Consider the following 18882-nt stretch of genomic DNA (forward strand, 5'->3'; position numbering starts at 1 on the left):
AAGTCACTTGCGCCTACACAAAACTCATTTAATTTTGACATTTTCCAAGTCAAATCGCCGTTGTGGAATGAGAGATTTTAACTCAACTTGGATTGCTATAGAAACTTTTCACAAAAGAAAAGGATAACTTAGTGTGATAACCACAGAAGTCTCTCCGACACGGCTACGGTGTACACACAAGTCCTAAAAACCTAGCTTGATTGGGCTTAACTCATTCTCATACAAAGTATCGAAACGAGAGAAATAGCATTGTCAGTCGATACAATGCCATTGTCAGTCGATGCAATGCCATTGTCAGTCGATGCAATGCCATTGTTATTCGATGCAATGCCATTGTTAGTTGATGCAATGCCATTATTAGTCGATGCAATGCCATTGTTAGTCGATGCAATGCCATTGTCAGTCGATGCAATGCCATTGTTAGTCGATGCAATGCCATTGCAGGTTAAGAAACTTGTGTGTACACCGTAGCCTAAAAGGCGAGGCAATACGGTTCGGTTAAAGGGGAAAGGGAAAAGGTATTGGTTTTAAATACATCCTTTACCCAATACCTGCAAACCCATTCCCCAGACCACAAAGAAAATGAAAAATGCTTATCCGAACCGTATTGAAAGGCGAGGGAGGTTGTCCGGGAGAGTTTCATCGAACTCACGTTAACACACAAGTCGAATAACCCCCCTTAAGGGACTTCCAACTAAAAAAATAATCAATCGTTTTGGAAGGCAGGGGAAGCAGGGGAGGCATTTGATTTATTTTCTCGAAATGTCTAATGATGCGATCGCCTTTACCAATTCTTCTGGATCTACTGGTTTGGAAATATGCTGTTGAAATCCCACTGCGATCGCTTGTTGATGATCTATCTCACCAGCATAAGCAGTTAAAGCGATCGCTAGAATTGTCCCCCCTTGTTCTGGTTTGAGACTCCTGATCTGTCGCATCAACATATAACCATCCATTTCTGGCATCCCGATATCACTGACGATCAGATTTGGCTGGGATTGACTCAGGACAGTTAATGCTTCACTAGCTGAGGCGACAACGGTAACAGTTGCACCATACTGCTCTAACATAAAGGGCAAAAACTCTCGCATATCTGCATCATCATCCACCACGAGGATCTCTAAGCCAGACAAGGGCGAGGACTGAGCCGCCACAAGTGAGGAGTTATCTTTTGCATCCTTAATTTCTTTGTTTTCATCCTCTAAAGAGGGAAATCTGACGGTGAAAGTTGCTCCTTTGCTTTCGCCCAGACTTTCTGCTTGCACAGTTCCACCGTGAAGTTCTACGAGATGGCGGACGATCGCTAATCCTAAACCTAAACCACCAAATTTTCGAGTTGTGGCACCATCTGCTTGACGGAAATAATCAAATACATAAGGTAAAAACTCAGGTGCAATCCCCTTTCCTGTGTCAGTGACGCAGATTTGTATCTGTGAACCAACTTGTTCTAATTTAATTTTTACCTCTCCCCCAACGGGAGTAAACTTAATGGCATTGGAAAGAATATTCCAAATGACTTGTTGCAATCGATTGACATCACCTAAAACTTGCCCGACACCAGATTTAAAAATTGTCTGAATCTGGATAGATTTAGCCTCCGCCGCTAAACGCACTGTCTCGATCGCAGCTTCAATAACTGATGCCAAATTAATCCGATCGAAGTTGAGGTTAAGTTTACCCTGAAGGATGCGCGAGACATCCAGCAAATCTTCAATCAATTGAGTTTGTAACTTGGCATTGCGCTCAATGGTTTCTAAGGCGCGATCGGTTGTTGCTCGATCGAGTTTGCGGCTTCGCATCAGTTTTGCCCAACCCAGAATTGGATTGAGTGGTGTTCTCAATTCATGGGATAGCACAGCTAAAAATTCATCTTTAACGCGGTTTGCGCTTTCAGCAGTGCTTCGTGCCGTTCGTTCAGCTTCATAAAGATGAGCGCGAGCGATCGCTTGGGCGCATTGTTGAGCAACAGCTAAGATAAATGCTTGATCTTCTCCACTCAGTTGTTGAGGCTGGGTAAATCCCAAACTTATACCGCCAACTGCCGAACCTTCTACTATCAATGGAATAGAAATCCAGGCATTAAAATCATATTGGGCGTAAATTTCTGCTAAATGTGGGTAACGAGCTACTCGATTTTCTGTTGGTTGTGCCCAAATAGGTTTCCCAGTTCGCACAGCTTCTGCTAAGGGAGAGGGTGAATCGATGGCAAAAGTACGCCAAGCGTCGATCAAATCCTGCTTATAGCCAACCGCCCGCACAATTTCCAGTTCCGTTTTACTTTCATTCACCAAAGCAACGAGGGCAGAACTGGCTACCAAGGCAGCCATGCTTTGCTCTACAATAACTTCAGATACTTGGGCTGGTGTTAGAGATTCTGAAAGAGCGGCCGTAATGGATTGGAGACGGGCAATGCGCTCCAATGCTCTTTCTGCCGTTTTTTGTGCTTGCTGTGCTTCTTGGTAAAGTCGGGCATTATCGATCGCGATCGCTGCTCGATGGGCAACATCTTCCGCTAATGACAAGTCAGCCGTGCCGTAACGGCGTTCTGATTCCGCAGTAAAAAAGGAAATTGCACCAAAAATTCTTTCACGTGCCATCAAGGGCAACATTATACAGGACTTTAAACCGATTTCACGTATAATCCTTAGATGTTCTGGATCTGAGATGCCTTTTGCTAATAGTGCATCTGATATTTCAGTTACCATTTCAGGAATTCCTGTACGCAGCACTTTAGGCACACCCCCTGGTTCATCCAACTTTCTCGGATAACGCTGATGAAGTTCCCAACCGAGTTTCACTTTCTCTGAATCTCGGTGAGCAACTGCTACCCGATGAATTTGATTATCTTGCAGCAAGTCTACGCTGCACCAATCTGCGAAGTAAGGCACTACTAGATTGGCCACACTTGCTAGGGTACTTTCGTAATCAAGGGAAGAGGCGAGGGTTGCACTGACTTGAGCCAAAAATGTTGCCCGTTGCTGATCGGCTTCTGCTTCTTGTCGGGCAGTTTGCTCTTGAATTAGTTGGATACGTTCGGCTTCAGATTGTTTGCGATCTGTAATATCAAGCACAATACCACTCATGTGTGTGGCAATACCAGCTTCGTTAAAAAAGGCTTTTCCCTGACAGGCTGCGTAGCGAATACTGCCGTCATCTTGAATAATCCGATATTCTAAATTCTGCTCCACGCCTTCATTAATTGCCCGACTCAGCGATTGAATAAGCAATCCTCGATCATCTGGATACAAACGAGCTAAAATTGCTTCGGAAGTGGCAGTAAAGGTTTCCGGTGTTAACCCAAATAATTGATATATCTGCTCATCCCAGTCAAAGCGATCGCTGGCGATATCCCAACTCCAAACACCGATTTTGGCAGATTTCAATGCCAAGTTGAGTTGTGCTTGGCTGTTTTCTAGACCTTGATAAAGACGAGCATTTTCTAGAGAAATGGCAATTTGAACTGTCAAAATTTCCAGTACAGAAAGTTTTTCCTGTGTAAAGGCACTGAAGACAAGATTGTTTTCTAGATATAAAATACCAAGCAATTTCGACTGACGAGCGATCGGCAAACAAAGTACAGATTTAGGCTGCTTTTGAATTACATATTCGTCTTGAGAAAACAAATTTTGCTCAGTGGCATTCTCTAAAATCACTGTTTCTTGAGTTTGTTGGACATAATTCAGTATTGATTGAGGAATTATCTGTGAAATTTCATCATCTAATACAAGTCGAGAAACATTAAGGTTTTCTGCTTGGAAATTAACCTTAGCTTCTACTTCAATCGCCAAATTTTGCTCATATTCCAGCAACAAATAACCGATTTCTGCTCCTGCTTGCTCAATGACAATTTGCATTAATGTCTTCAACAAACGCGAAAATACAATTTCACTAGATATAGTTTGAGAGGCTTTAACTACTGATAAAAAGTCTAAATACTCACCTGTGGTAATAAACGTTCCGTTAGAGACAAGCTGTTTTTGTGGCAATAGCTGAGGATAGGATTCTTCTAAGTGTTTGACTTCAGCAAATGCCTGCCAACGCATATAGGCATTTTTAGCTGCTTCCAAATAAGTTTTAGCAATTAGTTCAAAATCTCGCTCAAAGTAAAACTTAGCAGCTAGTTCATTAGCTAAAGCTTCATGTTGCACAAATCCCTGCTGACGGGCTGAAGCAATTGATTGTTCATACAAACGCATTGCTTCCAACTCTCTACCTTCGATGCGAGCTATTTCGGCAGCTACTAACTGAGACTTATGTAAAAATTTTTCAGGACAGTGATTAGCCCAATATTGCAATTGCTGCTGATGAGATTCTAGGGTTTGCAAAAACTGTTCTTGCTCTTGAAAAGACACTGTTGGATAAAGAGCCGTTAGAGTCTCTAGTTCTCGCCCATACAATTTTTGAGGAATTTGAAAGCGTTCTGAGATATCTTGCTCACCCAAAATAAAGGATGGGATTTGTCCAGTTGTCTCTAATTGTTTTAAGCACTTTTCCAGATCAAATTGCAAACCTAAAGCGCTCTGATACCTGTGTTCTGCAACCTTCGACAGCAATTTCATGATAATCTCACAGAGCATTTGGGGAATATCAGAGTTTAGCTTGCTTAGGAATAGTGGGGATTTGGCAATATGACAATGCACCCACTCTAAGGGGTCTTTACCTTGAAATGGTAGCTGACCTGTCAGCATCTCATAAAAGGTGATTCCTAGAGAATACAAATCGCTGCGATGGTCAATTCCTCGATTCATCCGCCCGGTTTGCTCAGGTGATAAATAAGGTAGACTGCCTTCAATGCGACTGGAGCTGCTAACTATTTGCTGTTGGTATGGAATGAAGGCAGCAATTCCAAAATCGGCAATTTTGACTTGATTAGTTTCGAGGTTAATTAAAATATTTTGCGGCTTAATATCCTTGTGGACAATATGATGAGTGTGAATTTGTGCAAGTTTACTAGCAATTTCAATCGCAATTTTCAGAAACGGTACAGGCTGTTGAAATTGGTTTAGCAATTGGTCTAGCGATCGCGCCTGAAAATCCTCCATAATTAAATAAGGGATTCCCTGGTGCATCTCTAAGGCGTAAGCTTTGACTGCTGCTGCGGTATTTAACCTTTGTGCGATCGCATACTCATGTTTGAGTTGTTCAATATTATTGGGTGTACACTGTTCTGGACGTAGCCCTTTGATAATTACCGGACACTGATCTTTAACCTTAATTCCCCGGTATATGACTGCTTTTACCCCTGCTTTTAACAAAGTGACAATTTTAAATCCGGGTAATGCAATCATCATGCCAAACACTCCAGTCGTGGCTTCTTCAGGGATAATCCGAGCTTAATTGTATTTTAAATACATTTCCTTGGGCAGATGAAATTTAGATGATATTAGATTTGGATAATCATTTCTGCTGACTCAAGAACCAAAAATAAGCTAAAATTCAAGCAGAGTAAGCATTTCCCGCTCAGAAACTCCCCATGTTTGATAACCTGCAAACCCAAATTTACCAACTAGAGCAATTTGCCAACAGCCTCGTTTCTAACCAACTGACACACCTTAGCGTGGTAAGCGTTGGTATCATCTTTGCAGCTGGCTTGCTCACCAGTCTCACACCCTGTATGCTTTCGATGCTGCCAATTACTATTGGTTACATCGGTGGTTATGAAGCCAAAAGCCGCTTGCAAGCAGCAGCTCAATCAACTTGGTTTGCTTTAGGTTTAGCAACTACATTGGCAGGGATGGGAATTATAGCAGGTTTTGTTGGAAAAGTCTATGGTCAAGTGGGAATTGGTTTGCCGATTATCGTCAGCATTATCGCCATTCTCATGGGGCTGAACTTATTAGAAGCACTACCTCTACAATTTCCATCCTTGGGCGAAACGAATTGGATTTCGCCAGATTTGCCAGCAGGATTGCGTTCCTATTTACTGGGGCTGACTTTCGGCTTAGTCGCATCCCCTTGTAGCACGCCTGTTTTAGCTAGCTTACTAGGTTGGATTGCCAATACACAAGATTTAATTTTAGGTGCTGTTTTGTTACTTTCTTATACAGCCGGTTATGTAGCACCGTTGATTTTGGCGGGTACTTTTACAGCTTCAATTAAAAAATTACTAGAATTGCGTCGCTGGTCTGGTTGGATTAACCCAGTTAGTGGGGCACTATTGGTAGGATTCGGTGTATTTTCCTTAATTTCTCGGATTCCCCTTGGCAGTTTTTAACATCAATACTTTTGTTAGATTTTACACCTAATGACTTTAGAAGATTCAGCGTCCAAAGAAATAAAATGGTGGGCTATACCTGGGCAGTTCCTACGCCAAGAGCTTTTGCCCGTACTGACTAACTTACGACTAGCGATCGCCCTACTGCTATTGATTGCAATCTTTAGCTCTACTGGTACTGTAATTGAGCAAGGTCAGTCACCCGCATTTTACCAGGCCAACTATCCAGAACATCCAGCTTTATTCGGTTTCTTAACTTGGAAGGTAATTCAGGTAGTTGGGTTAGACCATGTATATCGTACCTGGTGGTTTTTGGCATTACTCATCTTATTTGGCACTAGCTTAACTGCCTGTTCATTTACCCGTCAGTTACCAGCCTTAAAAGCTGCCCAGCGCTGGAAATATTACGAAGAACCACGACAATTTCAAAAATTAGCTTTAAGTGCAGAACTAGATACTGGTTCCCTAAATTCCCTCAGCGAAATATTACAAAAACACCGCTATAAAATTTTTCCAAATCAAGAAAAAGAAAATCTCCTTTACGCCCGCAAAGGAATAGTTGGACGCATCGGCCCAATTATCGTTCATATTGGCATCGTCGGTATTTTGCTAGGGGGAATTTGGGGCGCGATGACTGGGTTTCTGGCTCAGGAAATGGTTGCTAGTGGCGATACATTTCAAGTGACAAATATTGTCGATGCTGGGCCAATAGCTGCAAAAATCCCGAAAGATTGGTCTGTGCGCGTCAATCGTTTTTGGATTGATTACACTCCATCTGGTGGCATAAATCAATTTTATTCAGATATGTCTGTCTTGAATAATCAGGGAAAAGAAGTTGACCATAAGAAGATTTTTGTCAACGAGCCTCTGCGTTATCATGGCATAACTTTTTATCAAACTGATTGGGGAATTGCAGGTGTTCGCGTCCAATTTAACAACAGCCCGATTTTTCAGCTACCAATGGCGCAATTGAACACCAATGGTAACGGGCGGATTTGGGGAACCTGGGTTCCGACTAAACCGGATTTGAGTGAGGGAGTCTCTCTGTTGGCGAAAGACTTGCAAGGGATGGTATTAATTTATGATGCCACTGGCAAACTTGTTGATACAGTCCGCGCGGGGATGTTCACCGAAGTTAATGGCGTGAAGCTGAAAATTCTAGACATCATTGGTAGCACTGGCTTGCAAATTAAAGCCGATCCAGGTATACCAATTGTTTACACAGGGTTTGGTTTGCTCATGCTGGGTGTGGTGATGAGTTACTTCTCACACTCGCAAATATGGGCATTGCAAAAAGGCGATCGCTTGTATATTGGTGGCAAAACTAATCGTGCCCAAGTTGCTTTTGAACAAGAGGTTTTGGAGATTTTAGACCGGCTGAGTTCACAGCCAAAAGGTGAGGAGAAAGAGGCGGCAATTGAAGTTTAAATACAGAAGGGCACAAAGGAAATCGCAGAGGTACGCAGAGAATGACTTTGCGTACCTTTGCGTTAACCTTTGCGTCCCTTTGCGTTTCAAAATTATTTACAACTAATTACGTCCACACACCTACAAACATTGAAATTACTAGAGGTATTTATTAAACATTGGAACAAAAAATTTCTATGTCTGCCAAACTTCAATCTCAGGAACGGGTTTGCCTTCTACCTTTCATCGCTATCTTGTTAAGTATTGCTTCTTGCGCTGCCGAGCAAAAAAACATAAAGCGTGTTTCCCTTGTTGGTACTGGGGCAAGTTTTCCCGCACCTTTGTATGAACGCTGGCTTTCAGATTACAACCAGCAAAATCCCAATGTAGAAATTAACTATCAAGCTATAGGAAGCAGTGCTGGAGTACAACAACTCATCGACGGTACTGTGGACTTTGCAGCTAGTGATGTGGGAATTACAAATGAACAGGCAGCTAAGATAAAACGCGGAGTAATCGCTTTGCCAATAACTGCCGGTTCTATTGTGCTGGCTTATAACCTCACATCAGTTTCACAGCAGTCGCCTCAAGTAAGTGTGCCACCTGCTCTCAGGCTACCACGCCAAGTTTACGTAGATATCTTTCTCGGAAAAATTACGAATTGGAATCATCCGAAAATAGCCGCAGCTAATCCAGGTGTAAGTTTGCCCGATTTACCGATTCAAGTTGTAAACCGAACTGATGGTAGTGGAACTACAAGCGTGTTCACACAACACCTAAGCGCCATCAGTCCAGAATGGAAAAGCAAAGTTGGAGCTGGTAAATCTATAGCATGGCGAGTGGGAGTTGGTGGAAAGGGTAACGAAGGTGTTACCGCCTTGATTCAACAAATACCAGGAGCTATTGGCTATGTAGAATACATTTACGCCAAACAAAATAAGCTTGCTGTGGCTGCTTTAGAAAATAAATCAGGTAATTATATTACACCAACAGTAGAATCTGTAGCACAAACTTTAGAGGCAGTAAAATTACCCGCCAATAACTTAATTGCTTTTATCACCGATCCTACAGGTGCCCAGTCTTATCCCATCGTCACTTACAGCTGGCTTTTAACTTATCACCAATATCCAAACCGAGTCAAAGCTCAAGCCCTGAAAAATTTTGTTGATTGGGCTGTGATTGACGGGCAAAAATCCAGTTTGGAACTCGGATATATTCCTTTGTCTAAAAAAGTTGTGCTTCAAGTGCAATCTGCTGCAAAGAAGATTGCAGAATAAAGCCGATTAATCCCATTTGCACTCATCAGCAATGATGTTACTTTTGGTGACGCACTTCAACTACGGTATGTACATTACCGCGAGGCGTAAAATCTGCTTTCACCGTGACTTCCAAGGGATCGCAAGCAGCCACAAAATCATCCAAAATTTGATTAGCAGATTCTTCATGGGAAATGTAGCGATCGCGGTAACTGTTAATGTAAAGCTTAAGCGCCTTCAATTCCACTACCCGCTCATCAGGCACATAGCTAACATAAATTGTCGCAAAGTCAGGATAACCGGAAAACGGACATTTGCAAGTAAATTCCGGCAACGTAATCTGAATATCATATCGCCTTCCTACACGCGGATTCGGAAAGGTAATTAGTTTGCCTTCGGCAATGTCGCGTTCGCCATATTTCATTTCTTGGCTTGCCGGAGTTACATTTTCAGATAATTTATCAGTTGTCATTTATCATTTACTCCTTCTACCCCTTTGCCCATTCAATACTCTTCCTTCTCCCAGTCTGGACAATTCTCATCTTCACAACCGTGGGGATGCATGGCACAAACTAACAAATTACCATTATAAACTTGACCGTGGTAGTGAGTACAACCAATGCAAGCAGGATTTTTTTCGGCTGTGGGTTCAACTGAATAAGGAAAACCCGGATCTACATCTGCTACAATGTCTTCCAGCTCCCAGTAAACTTCCAACATTGGTTCAGCAAAATCATGTAAATACTGATCGACTTCATTAACAATGTTATTGTGTACTTGCTCAGTGACTTCTTCCGTTAGCTCAAAAAAGGCGTCTACCACTTCACTCATTCCCAGGAAGAAACGCTCTACTTCATCAGCCACTGTTTCGACGATTTCTACTAAATCTTTTTGCCACTGTTCCATAAACTTGACACCTTTGCAGGCTATAAACAGGACGCTTTGTGTTATCTGGCTTAAAGCACTAAAATACACACTAGGCAATGTATCTTATCAAGTTTCTATCCGAAGTGTCATGTCAAAATGCCACTTATTATTAGTATTTCTATCAAAAAATATTTTTTATTGATCGCGTTGCAATCGTTTTAACTCGTCTTGTAGGTTTAGCACTTCTTGACGTAATTTATCTACATTCTCATCATTTGATGCCTCTTTCACCGTTGGTTCTTCATCTTCCTCTAAAATTTCAATGCGGCGAGGTTGAGAAGGGGGCGTTTCTGGTGAGGTTTCAGCAGATGGTTGGGCTTGTTGGGCTTGCTTCATCATATCTTCAACGAAGCGGCGGGCTTCTTCTGTGTTCATTTCGCCCTTTGCCACCATTTCATCTGCCAGTTTTTGGACTTGCGATCGCACTTCGGCTAATTTTCCCCCTGCTTTCTCACCTGCGTAAGAAGCTAATCCAACACCGAGGTAAAAAGCTTTTTGAACAATATCTCCAAAACCAGGCATGGTTGCTGACCGCTCCTAAAAATAGGGCGACCCGGAGACTACGCCTACCACAAGCCTCCCGTGTTGCTGCTACCTTCCGGTTCTGACAAGATTTGGGTGTTGCGATCGCATAGATCCAGGTCTTCTATAAGCATAACATTAAAATTCAGTAACGTGTGTGTTATTCCATAACAATTCGCCATTCATAAAGCTGATAGTTGACGCAGCCGTGTTTCACCAAGGGATCATCAGCCACAATCGCTTCTGCTTCATCCTTTGAGGCTGCCTCAAACAGCAACATTCCGCCTCTTTGCTTTGCCCAATAGCCTGTTCGTGCTTTGTGTCCCTTAGCAATCAAGTCCTGAATGTAGGCTTTATGGGCAGGTACATATTGGTCAAAGGTAGATTTATCGACTTTGCCTTCTTCAATCTTTACAAACCACGGCATAAGCTTTTAACTCCAGTTACAACAGACATCCTGCTTTATTTATGACTGTTTTTGAGTAGCATTTGAGTAGCATTTTGATCAAAAATCTGGGCACTCCGCCTCGACTACATTCGGGTGGCAGTAGAAACGCAAAACTGTTTCGACGGTATCGCCGATCCACAGTGCTACTTTTTCTGGCGATACCCCATTGCTAATGGCCCATGTGACAAAGGTGTGACGAGTGGCATAAGGCTTTAAGTAGGGAACTCGTTTTTGTGCTGCTAATTCTTGGACTACTCCCATATAGCGGTAGGTCTTCCCGCTTTGCCTGGTGCTATATCCAGTCCAAGCTGGTTTAAATAGATCCGAAGTAATCGGCAGACCTGCCTTAGATCGAAAAATCAACGATGAATTATTCTCAGATCGAAGGCTTAACAAAAGTTCCTGAAGCTTTGAGCCTTGGGTCGTAGGGAATATTCGCTTTCGATTATTTTTAGTACTTTTTAAAATTTTGTACTTATTGCAAGACTTGTTAATGATTATCTTGCGGCAATCTGTAGAAACGTCATCCCAAGACAACGCAAAGGCTTCTCCTGGACGGCAGCCAGTCCAAAAAAGGAATTTTACGATCGCACTGTAGTGGGAATATAATTCGTGATTCTCGAAAGCTTCTATGATGGCATTCCTTTGCTCCAGGCTGAACGCCCTGCAATCTCTCTCTTCAACCTTTGTCCGGCGTTTATTCAGCACCAACTTTTCAAACGGATTGTCATAAATTAACCGTGAGTCTAAGGCCCAACGACAGCAGTTGTCAAAATAATCCAGAATTAGCCGAGCAGTAAAGCTGCTGGCATTTTTTACCAACCAATCACGAATATCAGAAGCCTTGTCTAGAGACAAGGTAGGCAGCCTATTACAGTAATTCTTGATGTATACGTATCGCCCCAAAATCGTTGTTTGCTCAAGCTGTGTCTCCTGAAAGTCAGTAAACTTATGCCACAGTTCCAAAATGTTGTATTGATATTTTGGTTTAGCATCTTCAACAATTTGAAACTTGTTGTCTCTTCCTGTTGGACTGAAGTTATAGCTGACAAGTGTTAAGTCAAATCGCTCCAATGCGATATCTGTTGCGATCGCATCTCTCTTGCTCCTCACAATCTCTCGGTTTCGCTTGGTATCTTTTAGACCAGTACTGATAAAGAATTGTTTGGTAAATCCTTTTACCCAAAAACGAATAACCAGTTTTTTGGTGCGAGAATCAGAGCTAATCCATTTATCTTCAGTCATCAATTTCTTTCGCTTTTTTCCTTTAAAAACTTCGCAGCACCAGTACATATTTCTAATCTCTTGACTTCATCTAGTTCGTAGTCAGTCATACTGATGATCAAATATCGCTGCTCCCTGAAAATCAAATTAAGGTGTCTTACGTACATATCTGGATAGTCAAACATCCCAGGAATGACCATCTCACGAACTACCAATGATTGCTCAGTAAGTGGTTCTCCAATAGAAAAACCGTGCTTATTTTCCTTCTCCAAGTCGTGATAAGTGAGATGATTCATAGTTTTAATTATTAAGGGTCATACTCATCATTGAAATCTTTTGGACGAACCTTGCCTGTGATAGCTTCGCTAACTAGCACATTTATTAAGCGTTGCAAAAACAATAATTTGTCTAGTTCTGATTCCAAACTATCGCAGTAAGAAAAAACTACTTGCGGCAGATGAGATAGAGGATATTTGAGCATCTCGTCCGCCACATAATGAGCGTAATAATCAGGTTCTGTTATCTGTCTTGCCACCAATTCAACGATTCTCAATAACTGTATTTGACCAAGATTTTGAAAAATATGGGCTTGATAATCGTTCATACCGATCCACTCCCGTCGCATCGAGGACAATTTGTTTGAGTCATTGCAGATTTAAAAAATATTTCGATTTTTTAACTTTTTTAAACCCCAGAATTTTTGTCTACAATCGCTAAAATCCGCTCTGGAGGCTATTTTCAGCGCCTACAACCGAATTTTTGGGGCTAAAAAACTGTAGACGGTGTAGACGCACTCTTAAGTGGTTATCGGTCATGTGGTCAGCGATCGCACTTCCGCCCAAGTGCTGCTTATTCAAGCTGTAATTTACCCCCAAAGCGTTGCCTACAGCCTGTAGACGGACTGTAGGCAAACTGTAGACATTACTTTGACCACCTCCAGCCCAGGCGATCGCCTTTTCCTTCCACATCCCCCAATCCCCTGTCAGCCATAGAAGCGAAGATAATCCGCACCTCATCCGGCTGCATCCCCTCAAACAATCGGCTAGCTTGCAGCAGAATTCGGGCTTTTAAAACCTCATCTGGGTGCTGTTGACCCCAGTCAAGGATAAATTGCTCAAACTCATTCATGGCTGACGGTTGAGATTGCACCTTATCTCCATCGCTGGAGGTTTCCGGTGTTGTGATCGCAGTTGTCCCCCAGTTGCTCAGGTCAAGTTCACAAGGGCAGTCATCGACCATAAATCGTTTTTTACCACCTGCCTTTAACCACTGCTCTAGTTGAGGATCTTTTAGTTTAGTCCTCGCGTAGTCGCGCCCAAACTGCCCCAGGCGGACGAGACAAAAGCAGCTGTAAAGGGTGTCTTTGTCACCTTCCAAGCCGAAATTCTCAGCCGTGTCGTTTTGGGCCAGCGCACAAATGAACTGTTTATATCGCCTGCCCCGTTTGGCGTGGCGTTTGATCCACGGTCTAGCGTGGTCGCATTCATCGACCAAGATCGGGAATTCTTCGGCAATCATGAATCGTTCCCGACCGGCGATCGCGTTGTCTCCCCCCTCTCCGCGAAGCTCTACAAGCTCCTCTAAGGTTTTGAGGTCGTTGCCCATTGCGGTGTCAATGGCTTTAAAGTTGCCTTTTCTGCCAATGACATCTTTTTGATCTAGCCATGCCCAATCGTCGGGCTTGGCATCGGAATCGTAGGCAACGACTCGCCCACCGATTTTTGATGATAAGTATTGGGTAAAGGTCGATTTCCCGTCCCCAGTCCCGCCAACCAGAGCAACGTGTTTCTGTTTTTTCTGGATGTATTCAACTGGATCTGTAATTAAGTTCTCTGGTTTCCAGTTGGCATCAATAGCGCCAACTGTCAGCGCTAACTGTGCCGTGGGTTGGGTGTTGGCTCTCGCCCAGGCTTGGAAGTTGACCCGTGAGGCTTGGTCGATGTCGCCAAGCGATTCTCGCAGTAGCTTGGCTGTTTGGCGATGTCGCCGTCCTAGTTCTAGCGTGCCAACGGAAGCTGCAAGCACCCAAGGCTTGACACTCGGCTTTTGGCTAACTCCTAATGACAGTAAACTCAAGCTGACTATTAAACCACCCCAGGATGACCACTTGGCACGGGCATACATTTGTAAGTGCTGGTGTAACTGGGATGGGTGCAAGCTGCTAGTCATAAGCCGATCAATACTCCGATCGCAATTAGCCCGACGCGAAGTAACAAGACATCTTTAACCTCTGGCACGGCTTGACGCACATATAACAGAGAGATTCCAGTGATGGACAGCAAACCCACTATTCCTAATCTCATAAAACTGGGAATGGGTAAGCTTACCCAGCAGCTGCTAAATAGAGCCGGAATTGCAACACAGCTTGTCAGTTCAAAAGCCATGTCTAGCAGATTATCAGGGAGCGCGATCGCGTCTCTCCACCCCTTTTTAAATTCCTCCAATTTAGATGACTGGGGAATGGGGACTGGGGAATAATGACCCCGATCGCTCGGAACTTCAACAACGATTTTTTGCTCATCTGCCATACTGCACCTCGATTTTGAGGTAAAAGGGGCGATAGCTTTCCTGCTTGCACAGGGCTGCGATCGCAATTACTAGAGCCGCTATGGTGCAAAAAAGGATGATTGCTTGATTCACTCCTGTTCCTGCTCCTTTTCGCGTATAGCTTTCCAGGTTTCAGGGTAAATTTTCCTATCCATCCGCCGAATCTCTGTTTGTACTTCTGGCGGTTGTTTTTTTAGTTCTTCAGATATCGCTATAGCCGCAACCAACCAAGGGCTAGGAGTGTTACTTTCTGTCATTGTTATTCCTCCAGTCGCTGTACTGCCCATAGCCGCTAGTTTCGGTGAGGCGGTCTGATATCCGGTTGATAACACTGTTATCGCTGACTGGCAGTGGTTTTCCTTGGAGGTAGGCGGCTGAGATTTCCGCGCACTCCTCCACCGTTGCACCGTTGCCTAGTAGCTGCCCCTCTGGAAAGCCTACATGGTGAATTTCGTTGCTGGGATTTGGCTTTTCAGTCATATAATTTGGTTACGTGTTGTTTTCTTTGAAACAGCCGGCGATCGCGGATCTATGCGGATGGCGATCGCCTTTAAAAATCCGTTTTTACAGCAGATGTTGAATTGAAATTCGTAACTACCCAAACCTGTAAGGAGTTCCGAATAGACGGCTTTACCTCGATTGCTTGTCGCGTATCCAAGCAAATGGCGCGGCCATGGTTCAGCTTGACGTGTAAGTTCTTCCCACCCTTGGAACGAGAAAACAGTTGTCCGACTTCGAGCAAAGCCCAAGTCATCGGAGCCTTGCCCGTCACGTATTCAGCATGATGGCTGTCAGACCCCTCGGATAGTGGGTCAACAGTCAAGTCTTTCCACTCCTTCTTACGACCTTTACGGCTGTTAATCGGGCTTGGTCGTTGCCCGTTAAGTGGTTTGTCGGTGGTCTGTTGATCAGTCATAGTGGCTTAATAGTCGCTCAATAAACTGGGTTGATTTTGTGGCTCAATTGCTTGTACAGTATGGTTTTGAGCATTATTCGCAAACATTGATTTGTTAGTTAGTTCGTCTAATAAGTGGGTGTTGATCGCTGTTGCGATCGCTAAAAGGTATTGGTCTGGGAGTTCATCGCACCAACTAGCAATAGGTACGGGGATATCATCAAAACCGCATTCCTTTCTTTGATGCATGACGGTGGTCTGTTCCCGCAGCGCTAGGAAAATTAGGCTGTTTAAGCCTGTTGCCTGAGTGCGGTTAAAGTTTCGCTCAATGTGGGTGATGATTTCTGTTACAGTCATCCTGTCCTCCCTTTCAATGTTGTTTTTCTCTGTTCGAGTTTGGAAATCCAGGGCACTTTGCTCTGGATTTTTAATTGCCTGCTAACCCTGCGACGCTACGACTTACAGGTGAATACAGTTATCAATTAATACATTCAGCATGGATGCAAGCTCAGTACTGCTAACCCTGCGACGCTACGACTTATGGGTGAATACAGTTCTCGGTTACAGTGCAGCTATTTGAAAACGTGGAACCCTCCTTCAAGGTATGGATCTGAGATTTCTATTTTTGTTAGTGGTGTGGAGTTAAGTTCTGTTACCCCTGAAAGCGCTTTTTCGCTTAGACGGGTTTCTGTACCCCGTGCATTACAAAAAACGAAAATCGGTCTAACACCTGGTTCGCTGTATTTGTAAGTAAGCTCCTTGCCTTTGTAGACATATCTTTTACCTCTTAGAAGTAGAGTGCCTTCCATTCGTTTTTCTCCTCGTTTTTAGTTGAATGCGAGCGCGCTTCGTGTAGTGGTCGCCTTTTTATTTGCACTGCTAACCCCGCGATCGCTACGACTTATGGGTGAATGCAGTTGTCAGTTATTGGGTACAGGGTGTTTCCGCGCAAGGTAAAGCTAGTATCTCTTCGTCTGTGCGGTCGAGGTTTGTGAATGCGAACCTTATTAGAGTGTTTCCAACTACTGTGCAAGTCACTTGACCTGCCTCTGTGCCTAGCTTCGCATCTCCAGGCAGGCATCGTAGTCTTCTAATCAATTCGTCAACAGTGATTGTCATATTGTCTCCATCTCGTTTATGAGTCGCTCGGTTCTTGGTGATTACAGGGTGTTTCCGCGCAAAGGACGAGGCGCGGGTGCTTGCTCCGGTTGCAACGCAAAGGGTTAGGCGTTGGGGAGCGGTCTTGTTGTGCAAAATTAACTTGCACGTGCTACTATCTTTTAATAGTTATTGCACGTGCAATAATAGAAGTCAAGCATATTTTTTGTAAAGCACGTGCAGAATCATCCGTTTAGCACGTGCAATAATTTAGGGGTTGCTATGGCTATCACAGATGACAGAAGAAACCACGACAGACAAAAAGACGATCAACGCAACTGTGAGAATATCACCGGAAGATTGGGAGTCCCTGAGAGAGAAAGCATCTCAGTTAGGCATGAATCGGACACAATTTTTTATCCAGATAGCGAGGGGAGAAATCAAGCTAGATCATGGATTGCTCATACAGGAGAAACAACTCCTGGGGGAATCTATCGTAGGCTGAAGGAATTACATGAATCCTGCTTAACTGTAATCGAATCCCAGCAAAAGCAGCTTGAAAACAGCCTACACAACACTAAGCAACTAACAGAGGAAGTTGAAAGCTTACACGTACTATTAGCAGAAGTTCTGCAAGATATACCGCACAAGGAATAAAGCCGTTTACCTGCTTGGGTAGACGGCTTTATTCGTGGCGATATCGTCTCACAAAGCCGGAGTGCGATCGCCACGAAGCAATGACCAGTGACAGACTATTCGGGATTGAGTTGCGACCGGAGGTCATCCAAAGGAGATTCTGCACCAGGCACTTTGTCGGGAGTGAATTCCACGCGATAACTGATCACTAGTTTGAGCCTCCCCTTCTGCCAATCTTTTCCTGGTTGGAGAACCTCTACTGGAACGCCGTCGTATCCCTCAAGTTCAGCAGTCCAAACTCTGTAATTAGGAAAATGCGACTTTATCGCTTCTTTAATCTGTTTGTCGATTTGCTGAAACTTGACAAGTTCAGCATTTATGAAACTCAGATTTTTATCTAGGCTGATTATTTCATTGCCACTCAAGATCACTACGTCACTCATTTCGATTTTCTCTTTCGGTTAACAACATGGCGGATAAAGCTACCAACTTGATCCGCCTTCCCTAATCTTTCCCAATGCCCAATGACCAATGACCAATGACTTTTGACAGATGACCGCTAATGACTAAACAAAAACTTTCATCAAAGGAAGTTAGGGCGCGCAGCCTAGCCTATTACGAGCTAGAGAAATTTTTTGGCTATATCCTCACCATCGACCCCACGATGAGATCCGATGAAGTGATCGTGCTAGCTGCATTCATCTTGGAAGGATTGCCCCAACTATTTCAGCAGAATCCTGCACTGCTAGATCAAGTAAAAGAAATAGCCACAAATATGAAGCTTAAGCGTGGCACTCACAACTCTCGTAACTAATGACTAATGACCAATGACTAACACCCAACCGACCAGCAAAAGCAAAGACCCAACTCAACAGCGAATTGAGAGATTAGAACGCACAGTTAACGCTTTGCACTATCACCTGGTGACTACCCTGGAGCTAACTTATGCCTTAGCCGCAGAACTAGCAAAATCAAACGGACGCAAGCAATCACAGGATGCCACCTGCACCAAAATCCTCGCCGAGTGGAACACCATCAAAGGACTAAACCCAATTTCTTTGACCCAGAAGAGATGACCGAGCCACCGTACCCAAACTTTCAGAAGCTAGTCACCCAAATCGACGCCCAAATGCAGCGATTGGGCTGGACAGAAGCTCAAGGTCGAGAGCATTTGGAGAGATTTTATGGAGTGCGATCGCGCCTCCTGCTGAGCGAAGAGGAGTTAGACAATTTTCTGCTTTACCTGCAACTTACTGATACCCCAACCCCTAATGCCTAATGTTTGGTTTTGATGGCTCAACTAAAGCGATCGTTCACTTCCTTGAACGAATAAAGGAGAACAAGGAAGGCAACAAGCTCACCCACAAAGAGGTACGGGCTTACGCAAGGCTGATGTTAAACCTACTTCCTAGTTTGCAAGTTGATGTTGAAGATGAAGAAAAAATCCAAGCTCTACTTGCGTCTATTTCCAGTGCTGGGCTGCCACACTACGATCGCTCCTTCGCAGCAGAGCAGATTCTCAAATTGTTAGAGGAGCAAGAGAAGCGCAAGCTCAGTTGTCCTGATGGATTTTGAAATGAATGCGATCGCCAAATGAAGGTCTCAAAGAACAGCTAACAAATGCTTATCATCCTGTTAACTAACCAAAAAAAAAAGACCCCAGGAATCAGCTAGAGTCAAGGAATAAATTATGAAAAATTACTTTCAA

General features: G+C 43.7%; 27 protein-coding genes and 1 other RNA gene. 9 read left to right on the forward strand and 19 right to left on the reverse strand.

Annotation, left to right across the window (positions count from 1 at the left end; translation table 11 throughout):
* Positions 1–249: 249 nt before the first annotated feature.
* Positions 250–471 (forward strand): hypothetical protein, encoded by a 222-nt coding sequence (locus tag RMX98_RS16790; RefSeq protein WP_409881555.1) that lies wholly within the window; start codon positions 250–252, stop codon positions 469–471.
* Positions 472–749: 278 nt separating this feature from the next.
* Here RMX98_RS16790 and RMX98_RS16795 read toward each other — a convergent pair whose 3' ends face one another.
* The gene (locus tag RMX98_RS16795; protein WP_322678717.1) at positions 750–5291 is read right to left on the reverse strand and encodes a protein kinase domain-containing protein; all 4542 of its coding nucleotides are present in this window, start codon (positions 5289–5291) and stop codon (positions 750–752) included.
* Between the two features lie 182 nt (positions 5292–5473).
* On the opposite strand from RMX98_RS16795, the gene RMX98_RS16800 reads away from it, so the two are divergent.
* The 3 genes from RMX98_RS16800 to pstS all read left to right on the forward strand — a co-directional run bounded on the left by RMX98_RS16800 (position 5474) and on the right by pstS (position 8898).
* On the forward strand, positions 5474–6214 hold the full coding sequence (locus RMX98_RS16800) for a cytochrome c biogenesis protein CcdA (RefSeq protein ID WP_322678716.1): 741 nt from the start codon (positions 5474–5476) through the stop codon (positions 6212–6214).
* A gap of 30 nt (positions 6215–6244) precedes the next feature.
* Positions 6245–7642: a cytochrome c biogenesis protein gene (locus RMX98_RS16805; RefSeq protein ID WP_322678715.1), complete on the forward strand. Its 1398-nt coding sequence runs from the start codon at positions 6245–6247 to the stop codon at positions 7640–7642.
* 176 nt (positions 7643–7818) lie between these two features.
* A complete protein-coding gene (pstS, locus tag RMX98_RS16810) occupies positions 7819–8898 on the forward strand; it encodes a phosphate ABC transporter substrate-binding protein PstS (RefSeq protein WP_322678714.1) in 1080 nt (359 codons plus the stop codon).
* Positions 8899–8935: 37 nt separating this feature from the next.
* On the opposite strand, the gene queF is transcribed toward pstS, so the two are convergent.
* The 17 genes from queF to RMX98_RS16895 form a co-directional block, all read right to left on the reverse strand.
* Entirely contained in the window at positions 8936–9349 is a 414-nt protein-coding gene (gene queF / locus RMX98_RS16815) for a preQ(1) synthase (protein ID WP_322678713.1), read from the reverse strand.
* 32 nt (positions 9350–9381) lie between these two features.
* A complete protein-coding gene (locus RMX98_RS16820; protein ID WP_322678712.1) occupies positions 9382–9783 on the reverse strand; it encodes a hypothetical protein in 402 nt (133 codons plus the stop codon).
* A 156-nt stretch (positions 9784–9939) separates the two neighbouring features.
* Complete coding sequence (locus tag RMX98_RS16825) at positions 9940–10326, reverse strand: phasin family protein (protein ID WP_322678711.1); 387 nt, start codon at positions 10324–10326, stop codon at positions 9940–9942.
* 25 nt (positions 10327–10351) lie between these two features.
* Positions 10352–10448, reverse strand: an RNA gene (ffs, locus tag RMX98_RS16830) — signal recognition particle sRNA small type.
* Positions 10449–10486: 38 nt separating this feature from the next.
* Positions 10487–10753, reverse strand: a complete 267-nt coding sequence (locus RMX98_RS16835) for a YciI family protein (protein ID WP_322678710.1) — start codon at positions 10751–10753, stop codon at positions 10487–10489.
* Positions 10754–10831: 78 nt separating this feature from the next.
* Entirely contained in the window at positions 10832–12019 is a 1188-nt protein-coding gene (locus RMX98_RS16840) for a tyrosine-type recombinase/integrase (protein WP_322678709.1), read from the reverse strand.
* The gene (locus RMX98_RS16845) at positions 12019–12294 is read right to left on the reverse strand and encodes a hypothetical protein (protein ID WP_322678708.1); all 276 of its coding nucleotides are present in this window, start codon (positions 12292–12294) and stop codon (positions 12019–12021) included. Before RMX98_RS16845 ends, RMX98_RS16840 begins: the two co-directional genes overlap by 1 nt.
* Positions 12295–12305: 11 nt before the next feature.
* Complete coding sequence (locus tag RMX98_RS16850; RefSeq protein WP_322678707.1) at positions 12306–12602, reverse strand: hypothetical protein; 297 nt, start codon at positions 12600–12602, stop codon at positions 12306–12308.
* A 109-nt stretch (positions 12603–12711) separates the two neighbouring features.
* A complete protein-coding gene (locus tag RMX98_RS16855) occupies positions 12712–12966 on the reverse strand; it encodes a hypothetical protein (RefSeq protein ID WP_322678706.1) in 255 nt (84 codons plus the stop codon).
* Positions 12920–14167, reverse strand: coding sequence for a hypothetical protein (locus tag RMX98_RS16860; protein WP_322678705.1), 1248 nt, complete (start codon positions 14165–14167; stop codon positions 12920–12922). The genes RMX98_RS16855 and RMX98_RS16860 overlap by 47 nt, the downstream gene beginning before the upstream one ends.
* Positions 14164–14526: a hypothetical protein gene (locus RMX98_RS16865; RefSeq protein WP_322678704.1), complete on the reverse strand. Its 363-nt coding sequence runs from the start codon at positions 14524–14526 to the stop codon at positions 14164–14166. Before RMX98_RS16865 ends, RMX98_RS16860 begins: the two co-directional genes overlap by 4 nt.
* Positions 14516–14638, reverse strand: coding sequence for a hypothetical protein (locus RMX98_RS16870; RefSeq protein ID WP_322678703.1), 123 nt, complete (start codon positions 14636–14638; stop codon positions 14516–14518). Before RMX98_RS16870 ends, RMX98_RS16865 begins: the two co-directional genes overlap by 11 nt.
* Positions 14635–14802 (reverse strand): hypothetical protein, encoded by a 168-nt coding sequence (locus RMX98_RS16875; protein WP_322678702.1) that lies wholly within the window; start codon positions 14800–14802, stop codon positions 14635–14637. Before RMX98_RS16875 ends, RMX98_RS16870 begins: the two co-directional genes overlap by 4 nt.
* Complete coding sequence (locus RMX98_RS16880; protein WP_322678701.1) at positions 14789–15025, reverse strand: hypothetical protein; 237 nt, start codon at positions 15023–15025, stop codon at positions 14789–14791. The genes RMX98_RS16875 and RMX98_RS16880 overlap by 14 nt, the downstream gene beginning before the upstream one ends.
* Positions 15026–15095: 70 nt before the next feature.
* Positions 15096–15461: a hypothetical protein gene (locus RMX98_RS16885; protein WP_322678700.1), complete on the reverse strand. Its 366-nt coding sequence runs from the start codon at positions 15459–15461 to the stop codon at positions 15096–15098.
* Positions 15462–15467: 6 nt separating this feature from the next.
* Positions 15468–15797 (reverse strand): hypothetical protein, encoded by a 330-nt coding sequence (locus RMX98_RS16890; RefSeq protein WP_322678699.1) that lies wholly within the window; start codon positions 15795–15797, stop codon positions 15468–15470.
* Between the two features lie 215 nt (positions 15798–16012).
* Entirely contained in the window at positions 16013–16249 is a 237-nt protein-coding gene (locus RMX98_RS16895) for a hypothetical protein (protein WP_322678698.1), read from the reverse strand.
* A gap of 584 nt (positions 16250–16833) precedes the next feature.
* On the opposite strand from RMX98_RS16895, the gene RMX98_RS16900 reads away from it, so the two are divergent.
* Complete coding sequence (locus RMX98_RS16900) at positions 16834–17043, forward strand: plasmid mobilization protein (protein WP_409881252.1); 210 nt, start codon at positions 16834–16836, stop codon at positions 17041–17043.
* 247 nt (positions 17044–17290) lie between these two features.
* Here RMX98_RS16900 and RMX98_RS16905 read toward each other — a convergent pair whose 3' ends face one another.
* The gene (locus tag RMX98_RS16905) at positions 17291–17617 is read right to left on the reverse strand and encodes a KGK domain-containing protein (RefSeq protein ID WP_322678696.1); all 327 of its coding nucleotides are present in this window, start codon (positions 17615–17617) and stop codon (positions 17291–17293) included.
* 119 nt (positions 17618–17736) lie between these two features.
* Between RMX98_RS16905 and RMX98_RS16910 the strand changes: the two genes are divergently transcribed.
* The 4 genes from RMX98_RS16910 to RMX98_RS16925 are packed head-to-tail and all read left to right on the forward strand — an operon-like array spanning position 17737 to position 18749.
* Positions 17737–17988, forward strand: coding sequence for a hypothetical protein (locus tag RMX98_RS16910; RefSeq protein WP_322678695.1), 252 nt, complete (start codon positions 17737–17739; stop codon positions 17986–17988).
* 13 nt (positions 17989–18001) lie between these two features.
* Positions 18002–18250: a hypothetical protein gene (locus RMX98_RS16915; protein WP_322678694.1), complete on the forward strand. Its 249-nt coding sequence runs from the start codon at positions 18002–18004 to the stop codon at positions 18248–18250.
* Entirely contained in the window at positions 18247–18453 is a 207-nt protein-coding gene (locus tag RMX98_RS16920; protein WP_322678693.1) for a hypothetical protein, read from the forward strand. The genes RMX98_RS16915 and RMX98_RS16920 overlap by 4 nt, the downstream gene beginning before the upstream one ends.
* On the forward strand, positions 18453–18749 hold the full coding sequence (locus RMX98_RS16925) for a hypothetical protein (RefSeq protein WP_322678692.1): 297 nt from the start codon (positions 18453–18455) through the stop codon (positions 18747–18749). The genes RMX98_RS16920 and RMX98_RS16925 overlap by 1 nt, the downstream gene beginning before the upstream one ends.
* Positions 18750–18882 lie beyond the last annotated feature (133 nt).

Origin of the sequence: Nostoc sp. DedQUE02 (assembly GCF_034531035.1) — a bacterium.
In the GTDB taxonomy this organism is placed as follows: Bacteria; Cyanobacteriota; Cyanobacteriia; order Cyanobacteriales; family Nostocaceae; genus Nostoc.